The following is a 23,548-nucleotide window of genomic DNA, read 5'->3' as shown; positions in this document are numbered from 1 at the left end:
GGCGGGGGTGGCTTTGGAGGGCGGATGCGGTTGTGGCGTAGGGCAGGGCATGCTGTCGCGTTGAGCGGCGGCTGTGCGTTTGCCACACTGCTGGGCCTGCAGGCTGAATCCGCCCGGGCTTTCGATCTTTCGTCGCTGGATGTGTTCGGCCTCTTCACCAAGAAGGACGAGCCGCCGGCGGCGAACGCGTCGAGTCTGCCCTACAAGCTCGACTTCGATCTCGGCGATGCCGAAGATGCCAAGACGCTGACCCGTACCCTGCAGGACGCTTCGCTGCTTTATCGGCTGCGCCAGGATGCGCCGCCGGACGGTGAGACGCTGGCGCGGCGGATGGCCGCCGATTTCAACCCGCTCGTCGATGCGCTCTGGTCGCAGGGCTATTTCAACGCCGACGTCTCCATGGTCGTCGACGGCGTTTCGCTGACGCTTGGGCTGGAGCCGAATGCGACCTTGATCCGGGCGCTGGAGGCGCATCGCAATCGCGATGCGGTGCCGATCACCATCAGGGTCCGGCCCGGCAAGGTTTTCGGCCTGCGGAAGATCGAGGTGGTCGAGCGCGACGAGCCCGGCCCGCCCGCGATCGCAAACCCGCTCAAGGTCTCGAAGCTGAAGGAGGGCGAGCCCGCGACCTCGGCTGCGCTGCGCGGCGCGCAGGCGGCTTTGGTCGACTATATGCGTGCCCAGTCGCGCCCGCTCGCCAAAATTGTCGAACTCAGGCCGGTCGTCGACCATGCCGCCGGCATCATGGATGTCACCTATGTCCTCGATCCCGGCCCGCTGGCGGGCTTCGGCGACATCACGATCGGCCAGACCGACGAGATTCCGCCCGCTGTCGTGCGCTCCTTCATTTATCTCGAGCCTGGGGATCCCTATTCGCCCAAGGCGCTGGCCGACACGCGTCGCTCGATCGCGAAGATTCCCGCTGTCGGCTCCGTCCGCATCCGCGAGGGCGACAAGCTCGACCGCGCCGGTAACCTGCCGATCTTCGTCGACGTCACCGAGCGGCCGAAGCGCCTGCTCGGTTTCTCCGCCCGCTATTCGACCATCGATGGCCCGGCGGTGAAGACCTATTGGGAGCATCGCAACCTGTTCGGCGGCGCCGAGCGGCTGCGGCTCGAAGGCAGCATCTTCCTTACGCCGCGCATTGACGGCACCAAGATCAAGAGTTTCGGAGATTTCGAGGAATCCGATATCGGCGGGCGCTTCGGCTTCAGTTTCATGAAGCCGGCATTGGGCGGCAGCCGCTATGACTGGCTGGTCGATGGCGTCGCGACGCGCGAGCGTGTCGGCACCAACCGCTATGGCGGCTACACGGCCCGCTACGCCAACGTCACCACCGCGATCATGCGTCGCTTCAGCGACACCTTCTCAGTCCAGGCCGGTCTCGAAGTGGAACGTGGCCAGACCAGCGACGTGCTCGGACAGATCACATACACGCTGGTCGGCATCCCGCTCTCGGTGAAATACGATTCGACCGACAGCCTGCTCGATCCGACGCGCGGCATTCGGGCCGCGGCCTCTTTTGCCGCCTATCCGACCTTCCTCGGCTCGACCGTCGGCATCTACCAGACCAAGGCAGCGATCTCCGCCTATTACGCCCTCGATGAGGATGCGCGCTATGTGCTCGCCGGCCGCATCGGCTTCGGCTCGCTCTTGGGCGCGAGCCTCAACGAGATCCCGCCCACGCGGCTCTTTTTCGCCGGCGGCGGCGGTTCCGTGCGCGGCTATGCCTATCGCAGCATTGCGCCGCTGGGGCCGTTCAATCAGGTCGTCGGCGGGCGCAGCCTGCTGGAGCTCTCGGCCGAGGCGCGCATCAAGATTACCGATACGATCGGCATCGTGCCCTTCTTCGATGCCGGAACGGCCTTCGAGTCGAGCTTCCCGGACGGCAAGCAGCAGCTGCAGATGGCCGCGGGTTTGGGCCTGCGCTACTACACCGGCATCGGGCCGATCCGCGTCGATGTCGCCGCGCCGCTCAACCCGCGCAAGGGCGACAAGCCGGTCGCGCTCTATGTCAGCATCGGACAGGCCTTCTGATGCGCCGCCTTCTCACCATGCCGCGCCTGAAGCGTTTTCGAGCGAAGTGGGCACCGATTCGCGTGAAGAAAACGCGACCAAACAAAAACGTAGAGCCATTCCGCGCTTCGAAAAAGCGTGGAATGGCTCTGGTACTTTTCGCCCTGCTGCTGACGGCGGGATTTCTGGCGTCGGCCCATTTCGGTGGTTTCGCACAGAACGCCCAGACCGACCGCGGCATCGTCGCCGACCTGATCTCGAAGGCGCTTTCCAGCGACACCAGCCAGGTCTCGATCGGCGCGGTTAATGGCGCGCTTTCCTCCGATGTCGAGATTCGCGACATCGTTCTCTCCGATCGCGACGGCGTCTGGCTGCGCCTCGATCGTGTCCGCCTGATCTGGACCCGCAGCGCGCTGCTGCTGCGCCGTCTCGATGTCGATCGTCTCGAAATCGGCAAGCTGGAAGTGTTGCGCAAGCCCGCGCCGCAGCCGGCCGGAACCGCGCCGCCGAGCAATGAGCCGATCCTGCCGGAGCTGCCGCTGAAGGTGATCCTGCGCGCCTTCCAGCTCAACGAACTCGTTCTCGGCGAGCCGGTGGTCGGCGTGGCGGCGCGACTCAGCGCTACCGGCGCGGCGCGGCTCGGCCCACCGAATGAGGGCCTCGACCTCAAGCTCGAAGCGAAGCGGCTCGACATGGGCGGCACCTTCGACGTGACCCTGTCTTTCGTGCCGGAAAGCACGCGCCTGCGGCTGGCGGCCAAGCTCGACGAGCCGGCGGGCGGCCTGATCTCGAAGGCGGCCGGGCTGCCCGGCGAACCGCCGGTCAAGCTCGATCTCAACGGGGACGGCCCGCTCGATTCCTTCCGCTCCAACCTGACCTTCACCGCCGGGCCGACGATCGGCGCGGAGGGCTCGGCGACACTCAACCGGGCGGGAGTCGAGCGTCAGCTGGCGCTCGCGCTCGATGCGCGCATCGAAGGGTTGGTGCCGGCGCCGGTCGCTCCGGTCTTCGCAGGTTCGACCCGCCTCGACGGCGCGGTCGGCTTCCGCGACGACGGTGGCGTCGACATTCGCAATCTTGCCCTGGTGTCCGCGTTGGCGCGCCTCGACGTGCTCGGCCGCTATAACGCCGACAAGACGCTCGACCTGCGCGTCAGCGCCTCCTCCCGTCCGAATGCCAATGGCCGCACGATCGCCTCGGGCACCGAGATCGGCAAGCTGGCTTTCGACGCGACGATCCGTGGGCCTGCCGCTGGCCCGACCGTGGTCGCCACGCTGGACGCGCAGGACGCCAAAATGCCGGTCGGCCAGTTCGGCAAGGTCGGGCTGACCTTCAACGCGACGCCGACCGGCATCATCGGCGAGCCGGGCACCCGTATCGCGCTGACCTCCGACGGCGAAGCCAGCGGGATCGTCTTGACCGACAAGGCGTTAGCGCGGGCTGTGGGCGACAGAGTCACTTTCACGTTGCGTGGCATTGCGCAGGACGACGGCACCGCCGATTTCGAGACGTTGAAGCTCGCCCTTTCCGGCGTCGAGCTCGACTATAAGGGCAAGCTCGGCCAGGCGCGCATGCTCGGCAAACTCAAGGCTGTCCTGCCGGATCTTTCGCGCCTCAGCGGACTTGCCGAGCGTCCGCTCGGGGGCAGGGCGGAGGTCACGGCCGATCTCGATGCGACACCGCGCCTCAACAACTACACCGCGACGCTCGACGGCAAAGCCGAGCGCCTCGCCACCGGCACCGCCGTCGTGGACCGGTTGCTGGCGGGTAATCTCACCCTTTCCGGGCGGGTCAATGCGCTTGCTGGCGACTACACCGTGAACGGCCTGCGTGTGGCCGGGCAGCATGCCGCCTTCACCGCCGACGGTTCGCTCGGTCGGCAGCAGTCCAGCCTGAAGCTCGCGCTTGCGCTGCCCGATCTCAAGCGCGCCGATCCGCGCCTCTCCGGCCGCGGCGACATCACCGCCGAGATCACCGGCCCGCAGAACAGGCTCGATGCCACGGCGCGGATTGCCGTCGCGAACGCGACCGCGCTCGCCCGGCCGATCCAGCGCCTGACGATCGATGCCGTCGCGAAGGATCTGCAGGGAGCGCTGAACGCCAGCGTCGCGCTGAACGGCGAAGTCGATGCCAAGCCGGCGACCGGCCGGATCCAGCTCGCGCGTCAGCCCGACGACAGCTGGAACCTCTCGAGCCTCGACCTTTCGATCGGCTCGGTGCGGCTGAATGGTGGTCTCACGCTCGATCCGGCGAGCCGCGCCGCCGGTCGGCTGACGCTGGCTGCGCGCAATCTCGATGACCTTTCGGCGCTGGCGCTGACCAAGCTGGGCGGCCAGCTCGATGCGGACATCATCCTCGCGACGCCGGATGGGCGACAGGATGTCGACCTGACGGCGCAAGGCGCGCGCCTCGTCGGGCCGTCCATTTCCATCGACAAGCTCGATGCCAGGCTCGGCGCCCGTGACATCTATGGCCGGCCGATGCTCGACGCGGCCGTGGCCATCGACCGCGCGGTCGCGGCCGGCGAGACGATCAGCGCCATCCGTTTCGACTCGAAAGGCGCGCCCGACGCCAGCGCCTTTGCGCTGAGCGCCAATGCACGCGGCTTTGCCCTGAAGGGCGCCGGCCGGCTCGTGCCCGGCGAGCCGCTGAAGCTGGAGATCGCGTCCTTCGATGCCCGCCGCGACGGCCGGGCGATTACGCTCGCCAATCCGGCCTCACTGAGCTTCCCGACCTCCGGGGTCGAGATTGCCGGTCTCGCTCTGATGATCGACAAGGGCAGGGTGACGCTCGACGGCCGGGCCGGCGAGACGCTCGATCTGCGCTTCACTGCCCGCGATGTGCCTCTCGCGGCCGCCCGCATCGCATCGCCCAATCTGAATCTCTCCGGCACCCTGAACGCCGAGGCGCAAGTCAAAGGCAAGCCGGGCGATCTCGCCGGCCCCTGGAAGCTGAGGGTTGCCCAGCTGGTGACGCCCGAGACGCGTCAGGCCGGCCTGCCGCCGGTCGAGATCACGGGAGAGGGGGCCTTCAAGGGCGATGCGACCAGCGTTTCCGCCACGGTGAATGCCGGCCGGGGTGCCAGCCTGACGCTGCGCGGGACGGCGCCTCTCAACGCGACCGGACCGCTCGATCTTTCAGCGCAAGGCCGTGTCGACGCCGTCCTTGCCAATCCGGTTCTCGCTGTGAACGGCCAGCGCGTGACCGGCAGCGTCGCCATCGACATGCGCGCCGGCGGCACGGCGTCCGCACCGCGCCTCAGCGGCAACGCCACCTTGTCGAACGGTAGCTTTACGGATGCGCTGCAGGGCATCCGGCTCAATGCCATCGAGGCGCGCGTCGCGGCGAATGGCGACAATCTGACGATCGAGCGTGCTTCGGCGCGTGCGCCGAATGGCGGCACGATTTCGGCCAGCGGTCAGGTCAAGGTGGACCCGGCTGCGGGCTTCCCCGGCAACATCCGCATCCGCGGCGATCGCGCCCAACTCGTCTCCAGCGGACTTGTCACCGCCGTCGCCGGAATGGATCTCGATATCAGCGGGCCGCTGGCGCAGCGCCCCCGTATCGGCGGGCGCATCGATATCGTCTCGCTCGAAGTGTCCGTGCCGGATCGCCTGCCGGCCTCGCTGCGACCGGTGGACGGCATCAAGCACGTCAATGCCCGCGGCACCGCTGCCGCCAGGCTGGCCGCCGAGCGCAAGGCCAGGCAGGCACGCGGTCGCGGCCGGGCCGCTCCCGCCTTCGACGCAGCGCTGGCACTGACGGTGTCGGCGCCCAACCGCGTCTTCATCCGCGGGCGCGGCATCGATGCCGAGCTCGGCGGCGAGATCCGCGTCGGCGGCACCTCTTCCGCGCCGGCCCTCGACGGCGGCTTTGAATTGCGCCGCGGTCGCCTCAACGTGCTCACGCAACGCCTCAACTTCAGCCGCGGCAGACTCACCTTCGCCGGAGGGTTGATTCCCGAACTGGACTTCGTCGCCGAGACCAGTGCGGGCGATGTGACGGCCAAGATCATCGTCAGCGGCCCGGCAGACCAGCCGAGCTTCGCTTTCACCTCCCAGCCCGAGCTGCCGCAGGATGAGGTGTTGTCGCGGCTGCTCTTTGCTCGCGCTTCCGGCTCGCTTTCGCCTTTCCAGGCGCTTCAGCTCGCCCAGGCTGCAGCACAGTTCGCCGGCGGCGGCGGGGATGACACCTTCGAGCGGCTGCGCAAATCGCTCGGCGTCGACAATCTCGATATCCAGATGGGGGCTGGCGGTCCGACCGTCGGCGCCTCGCGCTATATCAGCGACAACGTCTCCGTCGGCGTGAAGGTCGGGACGAAGCCCGAGGACAGCGGTGTCTCGGTCGGCATCGACGTGACGAAGCGCCTGAAGCTCCAGGCGGAAACGGGAGCGGATGGCAGCGCGGCCGTCGGAATCGGCGCCGAGTGGGAATACTGACTATCCGGCCCTGGGAATCGGCTGCTCCAAGATTCGCGGCCTGAATGGTTCCGGCGCTTCATGATTCCCCTTTGGATCTGTTCAAAACCAGCCTGCCGGCGCTGGTGAGGTTAATGGTTCGTAAATTTCGGGCGTCAAAGCGTGGCTCGTCTGCAACACCGGATTTCAAAGCACCCCATGCACAGCCTTCAGCGGCGGATCGTGGTTGATCGGCAAGTTCGCTTTCGTATGGTGGAAATGCGTCGGGACGTTCCCGGTCGCTGTTTTTCGTCTTCGCCTCCGAAATAGGTCGGTGACGCGGGCGAAAGACCGGGAATAGGCAGGTTCTGCGATCAGGCTAAAAGTCTGGGGCGGGGGGCAGGCTGAAGCCCGAGGGTCTCGAAACTCTTTTGGAGGTTACCAAATGAAGCTCGTTAAGAGCCTCCTCCTCGGTTCCGCCGCCGGCATCGCCGCGGTCGCCGGGGCTCAGGCCGCCGACCTTCCCTCGCGGAAGGCCGCTCCGGTCGAGTACGTTCGCGTCTGCACCGCCTATGGTGCCGGCTTCTTCTACATCCCGGGCACTGACTCCTGCCTGCGCATCTCGGGCCGCGTCCGCGCCGAGTACGCCGTCGGCACGCGTTACAGCGACTTCCAGGATGCCTACGGCACCCGCGCCCGTGGCCGTCTGAACGTCGACGTCCGCACGCAGACCGCCTACGGCACCCTGCGCACCTTCCTGCGCTACGAGCTGACCAACAACACCGGCATCTACGCCGCCGGCGGCGTTACGCCGTTCAACGTTGGCGCGACCATCCCCGGCCTCGTCCGTGGCCCGTCGTCCAGCTCGACCAGCTCGCTGCTCGACCTCGCCTTCGTGCAGTTCGGCCCGATCACCGCTGGTCGCGCTCAGTCGTTCTTCGACTTCTACGCCAACGACCTCGGCTTCAACTCGGTTCGCACGGCTGACTCGCGCGTCAACCTGTTGGCCTACACCGCGACCTTCGGTTCGGGCTTCTCGGCCACGATCTCGGCTGAAGACCGTACCTCGGGCACGAGCGGCCGCGAGCTGCCGGGCGCGATCTTCAACGTGGCCACCCCCCTCGTTGGCGCTGTTGGTGTTACCGCTCAGGGTCAGGACTTCCCGGATCTCGTCGCATCGCTGCGCGTCGATCAGGGCTGGGGCTCCGCTCAGCTGTCCGGTATGGTCGGCCAGCGTAGCTACGCCACCGCGCTCTCGACCACTGCGGTCAACGGCGATGAGATGGTCTGGGCCATCCAGGGCGGCGTGAAGATCAACCTGCCGATGCTCGCTGCTGGCGACGCTCTGTGGCTGCAGGCTGCCTATGCTGACGGCGCCCTCGGCTATCTCGGCTGGAGCCCGGGCTCCTTCGGCCTCGGCCGCATCGGCGCCCTGACGCTTGCCGACGCCGCGATCAACCCGATCACCGGCAATGTCGACAACTCGACCGGCTGGTCGCTCGTTGCGGCGTTCCGTCACTTCTGGACCCCCACCCTGCGTTCGGAGATCTTCGGTTCGTACTCCGAGGTGAAGTTCAAGTACCTCGACGCGAATGCGATTGCCTTCGGTGGTCTGACCGCTCGCTCGGCTGACCCGAAGGAGTTCATCATCGCTGCCAACCTGATCTGGTCGCCGGTTTCGGGCCTGGATATCGGTGTCGAAGTGCTCTACTCGCACCTCGACGTCCGTACGCCGGTCGGCGACCTCAGCAACAACGCCGTCCGCAACAACCTGCTCGGCATCAAGTCCGACGACACCGTTGCTGGCCGCCTGCGCATCCAGCGCGACTTCTGATCGGTCTCCGATCTCAGTCGGAAGCCCCGGGGAAACCCGGGGCTTTTTTTTATTGCCTGTGAGTTGGGGAGCGCCGTGGTTGACGGGCGTTCACGGTCCAGCCTGATCTGAGGGATGCATCGTTCGAGTCGGCGACCCGGACGGGACGGTGCAAGGCGGCATCAAAGCCTGCGGATCGTCAGGTCAATTATTGATAGAATGGAACGGTCGCGGTTGTCGGATGCCTGGGCCTGAGCATAGGCCGGCGCAGGTGAGGGGGCGTGACATGTCGCAGCCGGCGCGCTGGCTTTGGGGGCTGATACCACTGGTTCTCCTCTGGGGAGCCGGCAATGTCGGGCTCGACGCGGCCATCGAGCAGGATGTCGGCGAGCGCGCCGTGCGAGCAGTTGCTATAGCGGCGGGCCAAGCCCCGGGCGCCCGTCCTGTTGTGGCGCAGGTCGAGGGCCGCGACGTCACGATTGCCGGAGAGGTTCTCTCGACTGATGGTGCAACCCGCGCCATGGCGCAACTGCGGGCCGAATTCGGCGTTCGCCGGGCGCTGGGCGGTCTGTCGCAGGTCGTTGCACAGAAGCCCTATTCATGGTTCGCGGGCCGGCTACCGGACGCCGTCACGCTTGGCGGCTTTGTCCCGGATATCCAGACCGCCGCAGCCAATCTCGTTGCCGCGGGCGCGGCGTTACCCGGACTGCGGATAGACGACCGTCAGACCATCGCCTTCGGCGCGCCGGACGGCTTTGCCGCAATGACCGCTGCGATGATTGCTGAATTGCCGAAATTGGCCTCGGGCCGGATCGCGCTCGATGACAGTCGCTTCTGCATCGAGGGGAGGGCCGTGTCTCCCGACGCGTTCCGCGCTCTGGAGGCCGCCGTGGCGCAGCTGGCCCGGCCCGGCTTCCAGGCGGTGAAGTGCGATCTCGAACCTCCGACCGTCACGCCGTACCGGTGGAGCGCCGAGCGCCGCTCCGACAATGAACTCGTCCTGCGGGGATTCTACCCTAACGACGAGATCCACAGACAGCTCCTGCAGGTGGTGCAGCGCGCCTTCGGGGCAGCGACAATGTTGCGCGACGAATTGCAGCCTGGAGACGGTGCACCGTCCGCGTTTTTGGAAAAAATCGCTCGGGCCGCTGCTGACCTGGCCCGGCTTCGGGAAGGCAGGGCCGAGCTCAGCGGGGATGTTTACACGCTCTCCGGCAAGGGACCCGATAATTATGAGGCCTGCCAGGCGCTACGCCTGCAGATTGCACAGATGGACGGTCCCGATTCGGTCGCGCGGGTCGCGATCGACTGCCCTCCCGAGCCGCCTCCAGCTCCCGTAGAGGTGCCGTTGCCCGCGGTGCCGGGCCCGATCCTGAACGATGTGCTGCCGGCAACTCCCGCACCCGGTCGCCCCGCCTCAGCTTCCACCACACTCCCCGGTTCCGGACCTGCGACGCTACCGGCGCCGCCTTCCGCTCCGCTTACTGGCCCGACAAACGCGCTGCCAGCGACGGCCCCGATCCAGCTCGAATGGAACGCAAGACGTGCTGACGGTCGCGTTTCTCTGAGCGGAGTTCTGCCGAGCGAAGCGGAGCGCGCCAATGCGCTGGCTACGGCGCGGCGCCTGTTCGGAGAAACGGCGGTTGACGATCGCATGACCATCGATTCTGCGTTGCGCTCTGAGCTCGATGTTCCGGCATCGCTATCCTTCGCGCTCGGGGCCTTGTCGCGGCTGAAGACGGGATCTGTGACGATCCGCGACAAGGCCCTGGTCGTTGCCGGCGAGGTTGCGGACGCCGCAGGGCTGGCTGCGCTGCATGATCTCCTCGCCCGAGATGTTCCGGCAGGGCTCACCATGGCGTCACTGTCGGATAGCGTCCTGGTGCGGCCTTATTGGCTGGCGTTGTCCGTGAATCGTACCGGTTTGCGTCTGGCCGGCTATCTTCCCGACGAAATGACGCGGGCAGCTCTCCGTGCCGTCATTGCCGATTCCCCGCTCAAGGATCGGCTCGACGATAGGGCGATCGTCGTGCCGGGAGCTCCGGCCGGCTTCGGCACTGCTGCGCGGGTTGTCCTCACCGATCTGCTCCGGCTGGATCTCGGTTCCGCTTCTGTCGAGGACGACCGCGTCAGCATCCGCGGACTGACCTGCCGCGAATTGATCCGGAGCGAGGTCGAGACCAGCGCCGCCTCTGGCCTGCCGCCGAGCTTCAAGGCCGATGCCGTGATCAGCCTGCGTCAGACCGGCTGCATCGTCGATCCGCCGGCAAGCTGTCAGAACGATCTCGACGGCCTGATCACGCGCAACACCGTTCTGTTCGGGCAAGGAACCTCGGTCGTCGAGTTCGACGCGACGACCGAGCGGGTGATCGGCGAGGCGGCGGCTATCCTCAAGAAATGCCCGGGCGCTCCGGTCACCATCGAGGGGCACGCCAATCGCGATGGTGAGTGGCGCGGCTTCGACAATATGGAGCTGTCGCTTCGGCGGGCGCTGCGTGTGCGCGACGAGCTTGTGCGGCGTGGCATCGATACCGGCCAGCTTGCGGTCAAAGCCTATGGCAGCACGCGCCCGCTCGTGCCTTACGACACGCTGGAAGCCAAGGCGATGAATCGCCGCGTCCAGTTCACGGTGGCGAAGTAGGAGGTGGACATGCTCTATCTCGCCAGCCAATTCGTCTGGTTCCTGCTCGCCGCCTTTGGCCTGGGGCTCGCCATGGGCTGGATCAGCCATGATGGTGGGAAGGCCCGGCTGTGGAACGGCGCCTGGACCTTCATCGCCGTGCTCTGGGCCGTTGGTGCAGTCTTGGCCTGGTTCCAGTGGCTCAACGGTGCCGTTGCCACATGGGTTGAAACGGCGCTGCTGTTCATCGCGGCGTACTGGGCAGGCTGCGTCTGTGCCAGTTTGCTTCCCAGACCAGCCGCTGCGAGCGCCGTCGGGGCTTCCGCGCAGGCGCCGCAGCCATCCGATGAACGCAGGGGAGAGCCGTAGAAACCCTGAATTCAGGCGGCCTGGCGCTCGGCCCGCGCGATCAGCTTGCCGATGCGCCGGGTCATGTCCTTCGAGCCCAACAGCGGGGCATGACCTTGCCCGGGCGCGGTATAGATCTCGCAATCGGGATGGCGCTCGGCCATCTCCTGCAGGGTCTTCTCGGCCAGCAGATCGGAGTTCGCGCCGCGGATCGCCAGCAGCGGCACCGCTTTGAGCCCGTCGAAATAGGTCCAGAGCACCGGCAAGGGCGCTTCGAGATCGAGCTCCTCCAAAACCTTCATGAGCCTGGTATCGTAGTCTGGCTTGAGGGGGCCTTCGCGATCCGTCCAGGTGCGGCGGGCCATCATCTCCCATTCAGCCTCGCCGAGTGCCGGGAAGTGCTGATCAGAGAGCCGCTTCAGGATCTCGGCGCCTTCCGAGAAGCTGCGCGGCACCGGCAGCTTGCCGACATAGCCGCGGATGCGCAGCAGGCCGCGCGCGTCGATCACCGGGCCGACATCGTTGAAGACCACGCCGCGGATCACGGCCGGCCGGGCCGCGGCCAGCGCCATCGTGAGAAGCCCGCCCCGCGAAGTGCCCACGAAAATTGCCTGTTCGATGCCCATCGCGACCAGAATCTGCATGAGGTCGTCGAGCTCGATGCGGATATCGTAGTTCTTCCAGTTGCGGTCGTAGTCCGAGAGCCCGCGGCCGCGATAGTCGAGGGCAAGCACGCGCCTCGGCTTTGCTTCGTCCTGCGCGAGAGCCAATGCCAGCTCGTGGAAATCGGCAGCAGTGCGCGCGAAGCCCGGCAGGCAGACGACCGGCAGCGTGGTCGCTTCGAGCGGACCATAGTCACGCAGGTGCAGTTTTAAACCGTCGCGAGCGCTGACGAAGCGGGAGGTGAAGGCGGTATCCGTGATCATGAGGAACTCGAAGCGACGGGCTGCAAGGCACCTAACCACGCTCATGTCGAGCGCGAAAGCCGGCTTTCATGGCTGGACGATCAGGACGCTCCCCAACCCCGCAGCTTGACGAGGCAGCGGTTGAAGATGTCGAGTTCGTCCGGCGTCAGTGCGGAAAGGAAGTCGCGCTCCATCTCCTCGCCAAGCCGGTCGGCCTCCTGCCGGACGGCTTCGCCCTTCGGGGTCAGGTCCAGTGCGACCTTGCGAGCATCGGCGCTTTCGAGCTGGCGGTGGACATAGCCTTCGTCCACCAGCTTGCGCAGATGCTTGGAAATCAGCGTCTGCTCGATGAAGGTCGCCTCCGAGAGCGCACGGGACGACAGCCCCGGCGCGTCCCCAATGGCGCGGATCACGCGCAGCTCGCGGATGTTGAGGCCGAGCTGCGCCTTGTAGACCTGCGAGGCCTTCGCCATCGCGGTCTGGCTGAGTTGATCCAGCCGGAAGGTCAGGAAGGCGTCGCGCGGCGGCATCGCCAGCTCGTCAGCGCTTGTTGCTCTGCCGACCCGCCAGCGTGAGCGCGGTCAGCGAGAGCGCCGCGCAGGCCAGCAGATAGTAGGCTGGCACCAGATCGGAGCCCGTCTTCGCCACCAGCCAGGTCAGTGTGAAGGGCGCGAGCCCGCCGAACAGCAGCACGACCACATTGTAGGCAACCGACATCCCGGTCGAACGGACATCCGTCGGGAACATGCCGGCGAGCAGACCCGGCGTGGGCGCCCAGATCGCCGCGATCGGCAGCGCACAGATCGCCTGCACCAGCAGCAGCCGCTCGAAGCTCGGCTCCGCCACGACATAGGCCAAGAGCGGATAGGAAAGCAGCGAGAAGCTCAGCATGCCCAGGAGCCAGATGCGGCGCGGGCTCCAGCGGTCGGCGAGATGGCCCATGATCGGCACGAAGACGAACAGCAGGATGCCGCCGATCAGCGAGCTCAGCATCGCGCTGGTGAAGGGTAGCTTGAGCTGCCGCACGACATAACCCGGCAGGAAGATGAACCAGACATAGTTGGAAGCGGTGCCCGGGATCATGATCCCGAAGCAGCGCAGCAGCGCGTTGCGATGCTCGGCCAGCACGGCGCGAAACGGTGTGCGGCCGGTGTTCTTGCCGGCCTCTTTCTCATACTCCGGCGATTCGTCGACGAAGCGGCGGATATAGAAGCCGAGCGGCGTGATCAGCGATCCCAGCAGGAAGGGAATGCGCCAGCCCCAGCCCTGCAACGCCTCCGGCGTGAGCAGCGTCGCCAGCGCGTAGCCGGAGAAGGCTGCGAGCGCCAGAGCCAGCGCCTGCGAGCACATCTGGAAACTGCCATAGGTCATCTTGCGGCCGGGCGGCGCGTATTCGACCAGCATCGCTGTGGCCGAGGCGAATTCGGCGCCGACCGAGATGCCCTGCAGGATGCGGGCGATGATGACGAGGATCGGCGCGAGGATGCCGATCGTCGCATAGCTCGGCGTCAGGCCAATCAGCACGGTCGAGAACCCCATGATCAGGATCATCACCGTGAGGATCGGCTTGCGGCCGAAGCGATCGGCATAGGTCGAGAGCAGCACGCCGCCGATCGGTCTCACCAGGAAGGAGATCGCGAAGGTCGCTGCCGTCAGCAGCGCCGAGATGAGCGGGTCGGAGCTCGGGAAGAAGACCTGCGAGATGATGGTGGCGAAGAAGCCGTAGACGAGGAAGTCGTACCACTCGAGGCCGTTGCCGATCACCGAGGAGATCACGGCGCGGCGGACCATCGCGGGCGAGCGTGGCTGTCCAATCTGGATAGCTGCGGCAGTCATGCGTTGGCTCCAGTCTGGCGCTCGACGAGACGGCACAGGATGCTGGCGCCGATCGGTAGCAGGCGGTCGTCGAAATCGAAGGTCGGATGGTGGCACATCGCGCCGGGCTGGCCGAGGAAGATGTAGGCGCCGGGCCACTGGCGCAGCATCAGCGCGAAGTCGTCGGAGAAGGGCAGGGGCCTGAGGTCGGTCCGAACCTTCGCCTCGCCGAGAACCGTGCCGGCAGCCGCCGCAGCAGCTGCAGCGGCACGCGGGTCGTTAAGGCAGGGCGGGCAGCTTGCCTTCTTCGTGCAGGTGATCGTGCAGCCAGACATCTCCGCGAAGCCACGGCAGATCGCGTCGAGCTTCTCGATGATGAGAGCTTCCGTTGCCGGATCGTAGGTACGGATCGTGCCGCTGAGTTCGGCCGAGGCCGGGATGATGTTGGCGGCAGTGCCGGCGCAGAGACGGCCCAGGCTGATGACGGCCGGCTCCATCGGATCGACATGGCGCCCGACGATCGAGGAGATCTCGCTCGCGAGCCGCGCCGCGACCTGGAGCGGATCGATTGTCGTATGGGGCGCGGCGCCATGACCGCCGACGCCGTCGATCCGGATCTCGAAGACCGTGGTGCCGCTCAGCGTCGGGCCGGGGCGGACGGCGGCGGTGCCTTCCTCATAGAGCGGGATGGTGTGCAGCGCGTAGACTTCCGAGCAGGGGAAGCGCTCGAACAGCCCGTCGGCGATCATGCGCTCGGCGCCCTGACCGATCTCCTCGGCCGGCTGGAAGATCAGATGGACCTTGCCGCGCTTGGGCGGGTTGGCGGCAAGGTGGCGGGCGGCCGCCAGCAACATCACCGTATGCCCGTCATGGCCGCAGCCATGGAACTGGCCGTCCGTGTTCGAGCGGTAGTCGAGCCCGGTCTCTTCATCCATCGGCAGCGCGTCCATATCGGCGCGCAGCCCGATGGTCGGCCCCTCCGCCGCGCCCTTGATGACGCCGACGAGTCCGGTGCCGCCCAGCCCGCGCTGAACCTCGACACCGAAGGAGGCAAGCGTATGCGCGACGAAGTCCGAGGTCCGGAATTCCTGGAAGGCGATCTCGGGATGGGCGTGAAGGTCGCGGCGCCAAGCCTGAAGCGTCGGCGCGAAATCGGCAATGTCCTGCAGCATCGAAGTTCCTCCGCTGCAGGAAATGGGTAATTGAAAGTTTCAAATATTGCAAACGATGGGGAAATGGTTGCTGCGCCATTGAACGGTCGGGCGCTTCGGCTGAAACAGGCCCGTCATTCCGGACAAGCGACGAAGCCGCGTCGATCCGGAATCCATCGAAGGGCGGCGCTCCATGATGGATTCCGGGTCTCCGCTTCGCTTCGCCCGGAATGACGAACTCGGCTCCCTGACAGGACAGACCTCAGTCGCGCTTGCCGCCGCGCTTCAGGTCGTAGTCGATCAGATAGGCAGTGCGCTGGTTCAGCCGCTCGCGATAGACCTGCAGATTCTCCATCACGCGCTGGACGTAGTTGCGTGTCTCGGAGAAGGGAATGCGCTCGACCCAGTCGACGGCATCGACCTCCGGATCGCGCGGGTCGCCATAGGCGGCGATCCATTTCTTCACGTTCGGCGAGCCGGCATTATAGGCCGCGAAAGTCAGGATGTAGGAGCCGCGCCACTCCTTCAGCAGGTCGTTGAGATGGGCGGCGCCCATCCGCGCCGCATAGAGCGGATCCTGCCCGAGCTTCTCCCAGTCGAAGGGCAGGCCCGCGCGGCGCGCCGTCTCACGCGCGGTCGCAGGCATCATCTGCATCAGCCCGCGCGCGCCGGCATGGGACATGGCGGACGGGTCGAAGGCGCTTTCCTGCCGGGCGATGGCGTGGACGATGGCGCGTTCCATCGGATCGCCGAGCACGTCGAATTCCGGGATGCCGTTGACCGGATAGGCGGCCATGTCGAGCGGGAAGCCGCGCTGCAGCGCCGCCTTGCCGATGCCGACCAGCGCGCGTGCATCCGCTTCACGCTGGGCGATCGCCGCGATGGCTTCCAGCGCTTCGGTGGTGTGCAGGCGCTGCGCCAGATCATTGAGCATCAGCGTGGCGAGGTCGCGCTCGCCGATGCGGTAGAGCAGCCGCACACCGCGATGGCCCGGCAATCCCTCGAGGGCGGCGGCCGAGGTGCTCCGAAGCGGCAGACGGTCCAGACCCAGTTTTGCCCGCGCGAGCTGGCCGTAATAGGCGACAGGCTGTTCGGCCGCCTTGCCGAAGGCAGCCTTCGCTTCCTCGGCCTGGCCTAGCTCCTCATAGGCGCGGCCCCGCCAATAGGCGGCGCGTGCGACCGAGATCGGCGTTTCGCCGATGGCCGCGGCGGCATCGAAATGCTTCTGCGCCACATCCGGCTTCTTCAGGAAGCGGAGTGCGATGAAGCCGGCATGCCACTCGGCCTCGATGCGCTGGGCCGCGTCCTCGGCGCCATGGCCGGCCGAGACCTCGTAGGCCTTCGCCGGCTGGCCGGCATCGAGGAGCTTGCGCGAAATGATCCGCCGTTCTTCCCACCAGCCGTCGCCGTCCCCGAGCAGCTTTGGATCGCGCGGAATATTGGCGAGCGCCTTCACCGCATCGTCGAGCTTGTCGGCACGGCGCGCCTGCTGCGCCTGCAGGAAGGCGAAGGAGACGTCGCTGCGAACGGAGGCCGGGACGGCCGCGATCTGCTTCTCGGAAATCGGCCGGCGCGCTCCGGCGCTGGCAAGCCGCGCCCTGGCCAGCACGACATAATCAGCCGAGACGCGGGCGGCATTGCGCAACGCTGCCTCGCCGTTTTCCTTGAACAGGAAGCGCTCCGTTCGCAGGCGATGGTCGTCCTTCGTCAGCGCTGTCTCGAACTCCTTGAGGACGATCTTCTCCAACGCTTGCCCGAACGGGTCCTTGCGCCAGCTCTGGCGCACGAGAGCAACGGCCTCTTCGGTTCGCCCCTCGTCCTTGAGCGCGAGCGCAAGAGCGATCCGCCCTGCCGGCGAGACCGGCTGCTGGCCGTGAAAGAACGCGCGGACGACCAGCGGACTTTTCTTTTCAGCGATCAGCGCCTCTTCGGCGCGACGTCGAAAACGGGTCGTTGCGGGATAGTTCGGATGCTCGCGCAGGAAGGCGTCGATCCGCGCGAACGATACGCTGCCTGCATTGGCGTGGATCGCCACCCATTCGAGCAGCGTGCGAATGGCGCCATCCTCGATCCGGGCCGCAAGCTCGTCGCCGTCGCCGAGCGCGCCGCGGCGATAGGCGGCGACGGCAGCTTTCACGGCGTCCAGATTGATTGCATCCTCGCCGCGCAGGGTGGAGGGCGGATAGGGCAGCAGCGCGCCCGTGGTCTCGACGTCGCCGATCATGGCGAGCTTGCGCTGGCTCGCCAGCATGCCGTCGTCACCTGCCTGCGTTGTCGAGGCGCTGAGCAACGCAGGCAGCAGCAAGCCGATCAGTCTCCTCGCGGCAGCAGGCGAGGCCATGGCGGGACTCCATCCTGGGGGCAGGCATCGGGGATTGATGGTCGGGGAAGGGGGTTGATGAAGGCTTAACTATGAGGCCACGGATTTTCATGCATTGCCGGCTTTGCCTTGACCAAACGACGGTTTATGTGTGGCGGCCCGACAACCCGTACTTCGCTTCAGGACCTGCCCCATGACCAAGCACATTGCCCTTACCGGCTCGATGCCCGCTCTGGTCACCCCCTTCAAAACCGGCAAGGTCGACGAGGAGGCGCTGCGCGCGCTGGTCGAATGGCAGATCGCGAGCGGTTCGACCGGTCTGGTTCCGGTCGGCACCACCGGCGAAAGCCCGACGCTGTCGCATGACGAGCACAAGCGCGTCGTCGAGATCGTTGTCGATCAGGCCAAGGGCCGCGTTCCGGTGATCGCCGGCGCCGGTTCCAACAACACGATCGAGGCGATCGACCTGGCGGTCCATGCCGAAAAGGCCGGCGCCAATGCCGTTCTGGTGGTCACGCCCTACTACAACAAGCCCACTCAGGAGGGCATGTACCAGCACTTCAAGGCGGTGAACGATGCGATCGGCATCCCGATCATCATCTACAACATCCCGCCGCGCTCGGTGGTGGACATGTCGGTCGAGACGATGACGCGGCTCTATGAGCTCAAGAACATCGCCGGCGTGAAGGATGCCACCGCCAATCTCGCCCGCGTCTCGCAGCAGCGCCACGCCATGGGGCCGGACTTCATCCAGCTCTCGGGCGAGGACATGACGGCGCTGGCCTATATGGCGGCCGGTGGTCATGGCTGCATCTCGGTCGTCGCCAATATCGCGCCGCGCCTCTGCGCCGATCTGATGGACGCCGTGCTCAAGGGCGATTTCGCCACAGCGCTGAAGGTGCAGGACCGGCTGGTGCCGCTCCACGATGCGACCTTCAAGGAGCCCGGCCTCGCCGGGGCCAAGCACGGCCTCAAGCTGCTCGGCCGCATCGAGGAGGAGGTCCGCCTGCCATTGCTGCCGGTCTCGGCAGAAACTGGCAAGACCATCCGCGAGGCCATGGTTTTCGCCGGGCTGCTGAATACCTAAATAGGGATTGCGCTCGTCCGGTCGCCCGGCCGACGCCAGGGAATTCCGGAAATGTACGAGCCCAGTCACTTCAAGGTCGAAGATCGCGCGCAGCTTCACGGGGTCATCCGCCAGCATCCGCTCGCCACGATGGTGACGGTCGGCGAGGGCGGCCTCATCGCCAATCTAGTGCCCTTCGTCCTGCATGAGGACCTCGGCGAGAACGGTGTGCTGCGCGCTCATCTCGCGCGCCCCAACGCGCAATGGAAGGCGATCGCGGCCGGTGCCGAGACGCTGGTGATCTTCACCGGTGTCGAGCGCTACGTCACGCCGGCCTGGTATGCGACCAAGCGCGAGACCGGCAAGGTCGTGCCGACCTGGAACTACGTCACCGTGCAGGTCCGCGGGCCGGCCCGCGTGATTGAGGATCCGGCCTGGCTGCGCGCCCAGCTCGAGTCGTTGACGCAGCAGCAGGAAGCCCCGCGCGCCGAGCCCTGGGCGGTCTCGGACGCGCCGGAACCCTTCATCGCGGCGCAGGCGCGCGGTATCGTCGGCGTCGAGGTCGAGATCGCCTCGATCATCGGCAAGTTCAAACTCAGCCAGAACCGGCGGGAGGACGACAAGCTCGGTGTCCTCAACGGCCTGATCGCCGATCCCGAAACGGATTCGCAGGCGATGGCCTCGCTGGTGAAAAAACACGGATTCAGTGGAACTGCATGAAGAAGCCTGATCCTGCCCGCTACCGGCTCGCCGCCGACAACCGCAAGGCGCGCTTCAATTACGAGATCAAGGAGACACTGGAGGCGGGCATCGCTTTGCAGGGCACCGAGATCAAGTCGCTGCGTGGCGGCAAGGCGACGATCGGCGAGAGCTATGCTGGCCCGATGGGCGAGGAACTCTTCCTGTTCAACGCCTATATCCCGGAATATCTGGAGGCGAACCGCTTCAACCATGAGGTTCGCCGGCCGCGCAAGCTCCTGCTCCACCGGCGCGAGATCAATAAGCTGATGGGCGCGGTCCAGCGCGAGGGCATGGCTCTGATCCCGCTCAAGGTCTATTTCAACGACAAGGGCAGGGCGAAGGTCGAACTCGGCCTCGGCAAGGGCAAGAAGCTCCACGACAAGCGCGAGACCGAGAAAACCCGCGACTGGAACCGCGACAAGCAGCGGCTCTTGAAGAGCAGTGGATAGAGCCCCGTCTCTGCCGCAGTCGCGCTAGACCTTCACCCTTCGACCGGCTCGTCGCCCTGGCGGATGCCGTAGCGCCGTTCCAGAGCGGGGTTGCCCGGTGCGGCTGGGGCGGCGGGGCCGCCCGTGCGGCTCGCACGTTCGGACGGGTCGCGTCCGACCTTCTGCATCAGCTGGGCGAGGTCGACGAACTCGTCGCATTGCCGGCGCAGCTCGTCGGAAACCATCGGCGGATTGGTCGAGATCGTCGAGACGACGGAGACCTTGACGCCCTTGCGCTGCACCGCCTCGACCAGCGGGCGGAAATCGCCATCACCGGAGAACAGGTAGATCTGGTCGAGATGTGACGCGAGCTCGAGCATCTCGATCGCCAGCTCGATATCCATGTTCCCCTTCACGCGCCGTCGGCCTGTGGCGTCGGTGAACTCCTTGGCCGCCTTGGTGATGACGCGGTAGCCGTTGTAGTCGAGCCAGTCGACCAACGGACGGATCGAGGAGTATTCCTCGCTCTCGACCAGCGTGGTGAAATAGAAGGCGCGGATCAGATTGCCGCGACTCTGGAACTCCCGCAGCAGGCGGCGGTAATCCATGTCGAAGCCGAGCTGCTTCGAGGTCGCGTAGAGATTGGCGCCGTCGATGAAAAGCGCGATGCGCGGTGCGCCGTTCATGGCAATCACTCCTACTGAAATGACTTCAAGTAATAAAGATGGAAGCAAAAGGCGTTTGAACAATGTCGTTCATGAATGAAATTTGACAAGTTTCAAACTGGGCCCGTGGCGTCCTGACGCAGCGCGGCGCGCTGCCGCGGCGCTGCGGCCCGCGACAATCGTGCCGATGAACGGGTGGGCTGTGTCGGGGCATCAAGGCCGCAGTCGCGCGGGATTGCCCACCGCCGTACGCCCCGCGGGCACATCGCGTGTGACCACGCTGCCCGCGCCGATGATCGCATCGTCCCCGATCGTAACGCCCGGCAGGATGATCGCGCCGCCGCCGATCCAGACATTGCACCCGATCCTGACCGGGCGGCCGAATTCCAGCATCTGCCGGCGCTGGGCCGGGTCGCGCGGATGATCTGCGGTGAGAATCTGGACGCCGGGGCCGATCTGCGTGCCGTCGCCGATGGTCACGGCCACGGCATCGAGCATCACGCAGTTGAAGTTGAGGAAGACTCCGTCGCCCAGGCTGATGTTGTAGCCATAGTCGCAATGGAAGGGCGGCGGATGGTGACGCCCCGCCCGGCATGGCGGAACGCCTCCTGCATCAATGCGGGCCTTTGCTCAGGCGTGGCTGTGGTGGCGTTGAAGCGCTCCATCCAGGTGCTGATGCGGCGGTTGTCGGCGATGAGCTCGGGGCTGTCGGCGCGGTAGAGTTCGCCGGCGAGCATCTTGTCCTTCTCGCTGCGCATCGCTGTCTTCCGCGCGCTCAGCCTTTGCCCTTGGGAAACTCCAGCCCCATCTCGCGATAGCGCTCGGGGTCGTCCTCCCACTTCTCGCGCACCTTCACGAACAGGAAGAGATGCACCTTGGCCTCTGCCGCTTCGGCGATCTCGACGCGGGCCTTCTGGCCGATCGCCTTGATCGTCTGGCCGCCTTCGCCGAGCACGATCTTCCGCTGGCCCTCGCGCTCGACATAGATCGTCTGCTCGATCCTGACCGAACCGTCCGGCTTCTGCTGCCAGCTTTCGGTCTCGACCGTGGAGCGATAGGGCAATTCGTCATGCAGTCGCTCGAAGATCTTCTCGCGGGTGATCTCCGCAGCGAGGAAGCGTAAGGGCGCATCCGAGATCTGGTCTTCGGGGTAGAGCCAGGGGCCGAGCGGCAGCCGTTTCTCCAGCCAGGTGAGGATGTCCTTGACGCCATAGCCGGTCAGGGCCGCGACCATGAAGGTCGCTTCGAACTGCCCCCGCTCGTTCACCTTGGCGGTGATCTCGAGCAGCTTCTCTTTCGCTACGGTGTCGATCTTGTTGAGGATCAGGAACTTCGGCTGCTTCAGCTCGGTGAGCTTTTCCAGCAGCGCGGTGTTCTCCTCATGCTCGAAACGGGCGACGTCGATCAGCACGCCGATCAGGTCGGCATCGGTTGCACCGCCCCAGGCGCTCGTCACCATGGCGCGGTCGAGCCGGCGCTTCGGCGCGAAGATGCCGGGCGTATCGACGAATATGATCTGCGCCGGGCCGGACATGGCGATGCCGCGCACCTGCGTGCGTGTGGTCTGCACCTTGCGCGAGACGATCGAGACCTTGGCGCCGACGAACTGATTGAGCAGCGTCGACTTGCCGGCGTTGGGCGCGCCGATCAGCGCGACGAAGCCGCAGCGCGTGGGTTGATCGGTTTCAGACATTGTCGCCTTCCGGGTTGTCGTTCCACAGGCCTTCGCGTCGCAGGAAAGCTTCGGCCGCCGCCTGCTCGGCGAGCCGCTTGGAGGGGCCGCGCGCCTCGGAGTCCGCGAGCCCGGTGATCTTCGCCGCCACGACGAAGACTGGCGCATGGTCCGGCCCCGAGCGGCCACGTTCGCTGTAGGTCGGCGTCGGATAGCCCTTGCCCTGTGCCCATTCCTGGAGCGCGGTCTTGGCGTCGCGCAGCGGGCGGACCGGCTTCATCAGCCGCTCGCCGAAGGCGCGCTCGACCAAGGCGCGGGCCGCCTCGTAACCGCCGTCGATGAAGACCGCACCGATGATCGCCTCGCAGGCATCGGCCAGGATCGCCTTGTTCTTGCGCGCGCCGCCGAGGATCTCGCCGTCGCCCAGCCGCATGAACTGGCCGAGATTCCAGACCTGCGCCACTTCGGCGCAGGTCTCCTTGCGCACGAGATCGGCAAGGCGACGCGAGAGATTGCCTTCCTCGGATTGCGGATAGCGCCGGAACAGCATGTCCGCGATCGACAGGCCCAGCACGCGGTCGCCGAGGAATTCAAGGCGCTGATAGCTCGCCAGCCGCGATTCCTCGGCGCTCATATGGGTGAGCGCCGTGGTCAGCAGGGACTTGTCGCTGAAGCGGTGCCCGAGCGCGGCTTCAAGCCGCGCAGTGTCCGGCGCCTTGCGCGCGGTTTCGCTGCTTTTGCTCACTTGATGGTGCTGAACAGACGGTTCCAGCGAACCGTATAGGGCCATTCCCAGATCTTCCAGGCCGAGGCGCCGTCCTCGATCGAGAAGAAGATGATCTCGGCACGGCCGACAAAGTTCTCGAACGGCACATAGCCGACGCTGCGGTCGCGCGAGTCCAGCGAGTTGTCGCGATTGTCGCCCATCATGAAGAAGTGGCCGGGCGGCACGACGAAGACCGGCGTGTTGTCGAAGGTGCCGGTGTCGCCTTCGCGCTCGATGATTTCGTGGCTGACGCCGTTCGGCAGCGTCTCGCGATAGCGGATCACCGGGACGCTGCGGCCCCAGTTGTCGCTGGTCACGTAGTCGGCGATGCGCTCGCGCTTCACCGGCTGGTTGTTGATGTGCAGGATGCCGTCGATCATCTGGATGCGGTCGCCGGGCAGGCCGATGACGCGCTTGATGTAATCGGTCGAATTGTCGGTCGGCAGCTTGAAGACGGCGATGTCGCCGCGCTTGGGCTCGGCCGCCCAGACACGCCCCGAGAACAGTGGGGGGCTGAACGGGATCGAGTGCTTGGAATAGCCGTAAGTGTATTTCGACACGAACAGATAGTCGCCGATCAGCAGCGTCGGGATCAGCGAGCCCGAGGGGATGTTGAAGGGCTGGAACAGCAGGGTGCGGATGACCAGTGCGATGAGCAGCGCCTGGACGACGACCTTGATCGTCTCGAAGATGCCGCCCTCTTCCTTGGCCGCCTTGCTCTTGCTTTCGACTTCGTTGGCCACGCGGGGCGCTCCTGGGACTGCGATCCAGCGCGGTCTAGCCGACTATCGCGTCTGCGACAACGCGCAAGAGCAGTCTGGAGGG

The 23,548-nt window shown here is 66.1% G+C and carries 17 protein-coding genes and 1 pseudogene; 8 read left to right on the top strand and 10 right to left on the bottom strand.

Annotation, left to right across the window (positions count from 1 at the left end):
* Positions 1-24: 24 nt before the first annotated feature.
* The 5 genes from FQV39_RS08780 (at position 25) to FQV39_RS08760 (ending at position 11,215) form a co-directional block, all read left to right on the top strand.
* Entirely contained in the window at positions 25-2,037 is a 2,013-nt protein-coding gene (locus FQV39_RS08780) for an autotransporter assembly complex protein TamA (RefSeq protein WP_149129944.1), read from the top strand.
* Between the two features lie 122 nt (positions 2,038-2,159).
* A complete protein-coding gene (locus FQV39_RS08775) occupies positions 2,160-6,455 on the top strand; it encodes a translocation/assembly module TamB domain-containing protein (protein WP_149129943.1) in 4,296 nt (1,431 codons plus the stop codon).
* A gap of 403 nt (positions 6,456-6,858) precedes the next feature.
* Complete coding sequence (locus tag FQV39_RS08770; protein WP_149129942.1) at positions 6,859-8,247, top strand: porin; 1,389 nt, start codon at positions 6,859-6,861, stop codon at positions 8,245-8,247.
* A 265-nt stretch (positions 8,248-8,512) separates the two neighbouring features.
* Entirely contained in the window at positions 8,513-10,867 is a 2,355-nt protein-coding gene (locus tag FQV39_RS08765; RefSeq protein ID WP_187640219.1) for an OmpA family protein, read from the top strand.
* A 9-nt stretch (positions 10,868-10,876) separates the two neighbouring features.
* The gene (locus FQV39_RS08760; RefSeq protein WP_149129940.1) at positions 10,877-11,215 is read left to right on the top strand and encodes a hypothetical protein; all 339 of its coding nucleotides are present in this window, start codon (positions 10,877-10,879) and stop codon (positions 11,213-11,215) included.
* Between the two features lie 11 nt (positions 11,216-11,226).
* Here the strand turns inward: FQV39_RS08760 and FQV39_RS08755 are convergent, their stop codons facing one another.
* From FQV39_RS08755 to FQV39_RS08735, 5 genes are all read right to left on the bottom strand, one after another.
* Positions 11,227-12,120: an alpha/beta fold hydrolase gene (locus tag FQV39_RS08755; RefSeq protein ID WP_149129939.1), complete on the bottom strand. Its 894-nt coding sequence runs from the start codon at positions 12,118-12,120 to the stop codon at positions 11,227-11,229.
* Between the two features lie 80 nt (positions 12,121-12,200).
* Positions 12,201-12,629 (bottom strand): MarR family winged helix-turn-helix transcriptional regulator, encoded by a 429-nt coding sequence (locus FQV39_RS08750; protein WP_149129938.1) that lies wholly within the window; start codon positions 12,627-12,629, stop codon positions 12,201-12,203.
* A gap of 10 nt (positions 12,630-12,639) precedes the next feature.
* A complete protein-coding gene (locus FQV39_RS08745; protein WP_149129937.1) occupies positions 12,640-13,935 on the bottom strand; it encodes an MFS transporter in 1,296 nt (431 codons plus the stop codon).
* A complete protein-coding gene (locus FQV39_RS08740) occupies positions 13,932-15,086 on the bottom strand; it encodes an amidohydrolase (protein WP_149129936.1) in 1,155 nt (384 codons plus the stop codon). Before FQV39_RS08740 ends, FQV39_RS08745 begins: the two co-directional genes overlap by 4 nt.
* 241 nt (positions 15,087-15,327) lie before the next feature.
* Positions 15,328-17,406, bottom strand: a complete 2,079-nt coding sequence (locus FQV39_RS08735; RefSeq protein ID WP_149129935.1) for a lytic transglycosylase domain-containing protein — start codon at positions 17,404-17,406, stop codon at positions 15,328-15,330.
* 172 nt (positions 17,407-17,578) lie between these two features.
* On the opposite strand from FQV39_RS08735, the gene dapA reads away from it, so the two are divergent.
* From dapA to smpB, 3 genes are read left to right on the top strand one after another with little or no spacing between them, the layout of a single operon-like run.
* Positions 17,579-18,472: a 4-hydroxy-tetrahydrodipicolinate synthase gene (dapA, locus tag FQV39_RS08730; RefSeq protein ID WP_149129934.1), complete on the top strand. Its 894-nt coding sequence runs from the start codon at positions 17,579-17,581 to the stop codon at positions 18,470-18,472.
* A gap of 51 nt (positions 18,473-18,523) precedes the next feature.
* Positions 18,524-19,171: an FMN-binding negative transcriptional regulator gene (locus FQV39_RS08725; RefSeq protein ID WP_149129933.1), complete on the top strand. Its 648-nt coding sequence runs from the start codon at positions 18,524-18,526 to the stop codon at positions 19,169-19,171.
* Positions 19,168-19,641, top strand: a complete 474-nt coding sequence (gene smpB / locus FQV39_RS08720; protein ID WP_149129932.1) for an SsrA-binding protein SmpB — start codon at positions 19,168-19,170, stop codon at positions 19,639-19,641. Before FQV39_RS08725 ends, smpB begins: the two co-directional genes overlap by 4 nt.
* Positions 19,642-19,673: 32 nt before the next feature.
* Here smpB and FQV39_RS08715 read toward each other — a convergent pair whose 3' ends face one another.
* From FQV39_RS08715 to lepB, 5 genes and pseudogenes are all read right to left on the bottom strand, one after another.
* Complete coding sequence (locus FQV39_RS08715; protein ID WP_149129931.1) at positions 19,674-20,306, bottom strand: LabA-like NYN domain-containing protein; 633 nt, start codon at positions 20,304-20,306, stop codon at positions 19,674-19,676.
* Between the two features lie 192 nt (positions 20,307-20,498).
* A pseudogene (locus FQV39_RS33100) lies at positions 20,499-21,043 on the bottom strand (sugar O-acetyltransferase).
* A gap of 17 nt (positions 21,044-21,060) precedes the next feature.
* Positions 21,061-21,978, bottom strand: a complete 918-nt coding sequence (era, locus tag FQV39_RS08700) for a GTPase Era (protein WP_149129928.1) — start codon at positions 21,976-21,978, stop codon at positions 21,061-21,063.
* Entirely contained in the window at positions 21,971-22,702 is a 732-nt protein-coding gene (gene rnc, locus FQV39_RS08695) for a ribonuclease III (protein WP_248313297.1), read from the bottom strand. The genes era and rnc overlap by 8 nt, the downstream gene beginning before the upstream one ends.
* Complete coding sequence (lepB, locus tag FQV39_RS08690) at positions 22,699-23,466, bottom strand: signal peptidase I (RefSeq protein WP_149129926.1); 768 nt, start codon at positions 23,464-23,466, stop codon at positions 22,699-22,701. Before lepB ends, rnc begins: the two co-directional genes overlap by 4 nt.
* Positions 23,467-23,548: the final 82 nt, after the last annotated feature.

Source organism: Bosea sp. F3-2 (genome assembly GCF_008253865.1).
Classification (GTDB): Bacteria; Pseudomonadota; Alphaproteobacteria; order Rhizobiales; family Beijerinckiaceae; genus Allobosea.
Note: the sequence above shows the minus strand (reverse complement) of the source record. Positions and strands in the feature narration are given on the sequence as shown.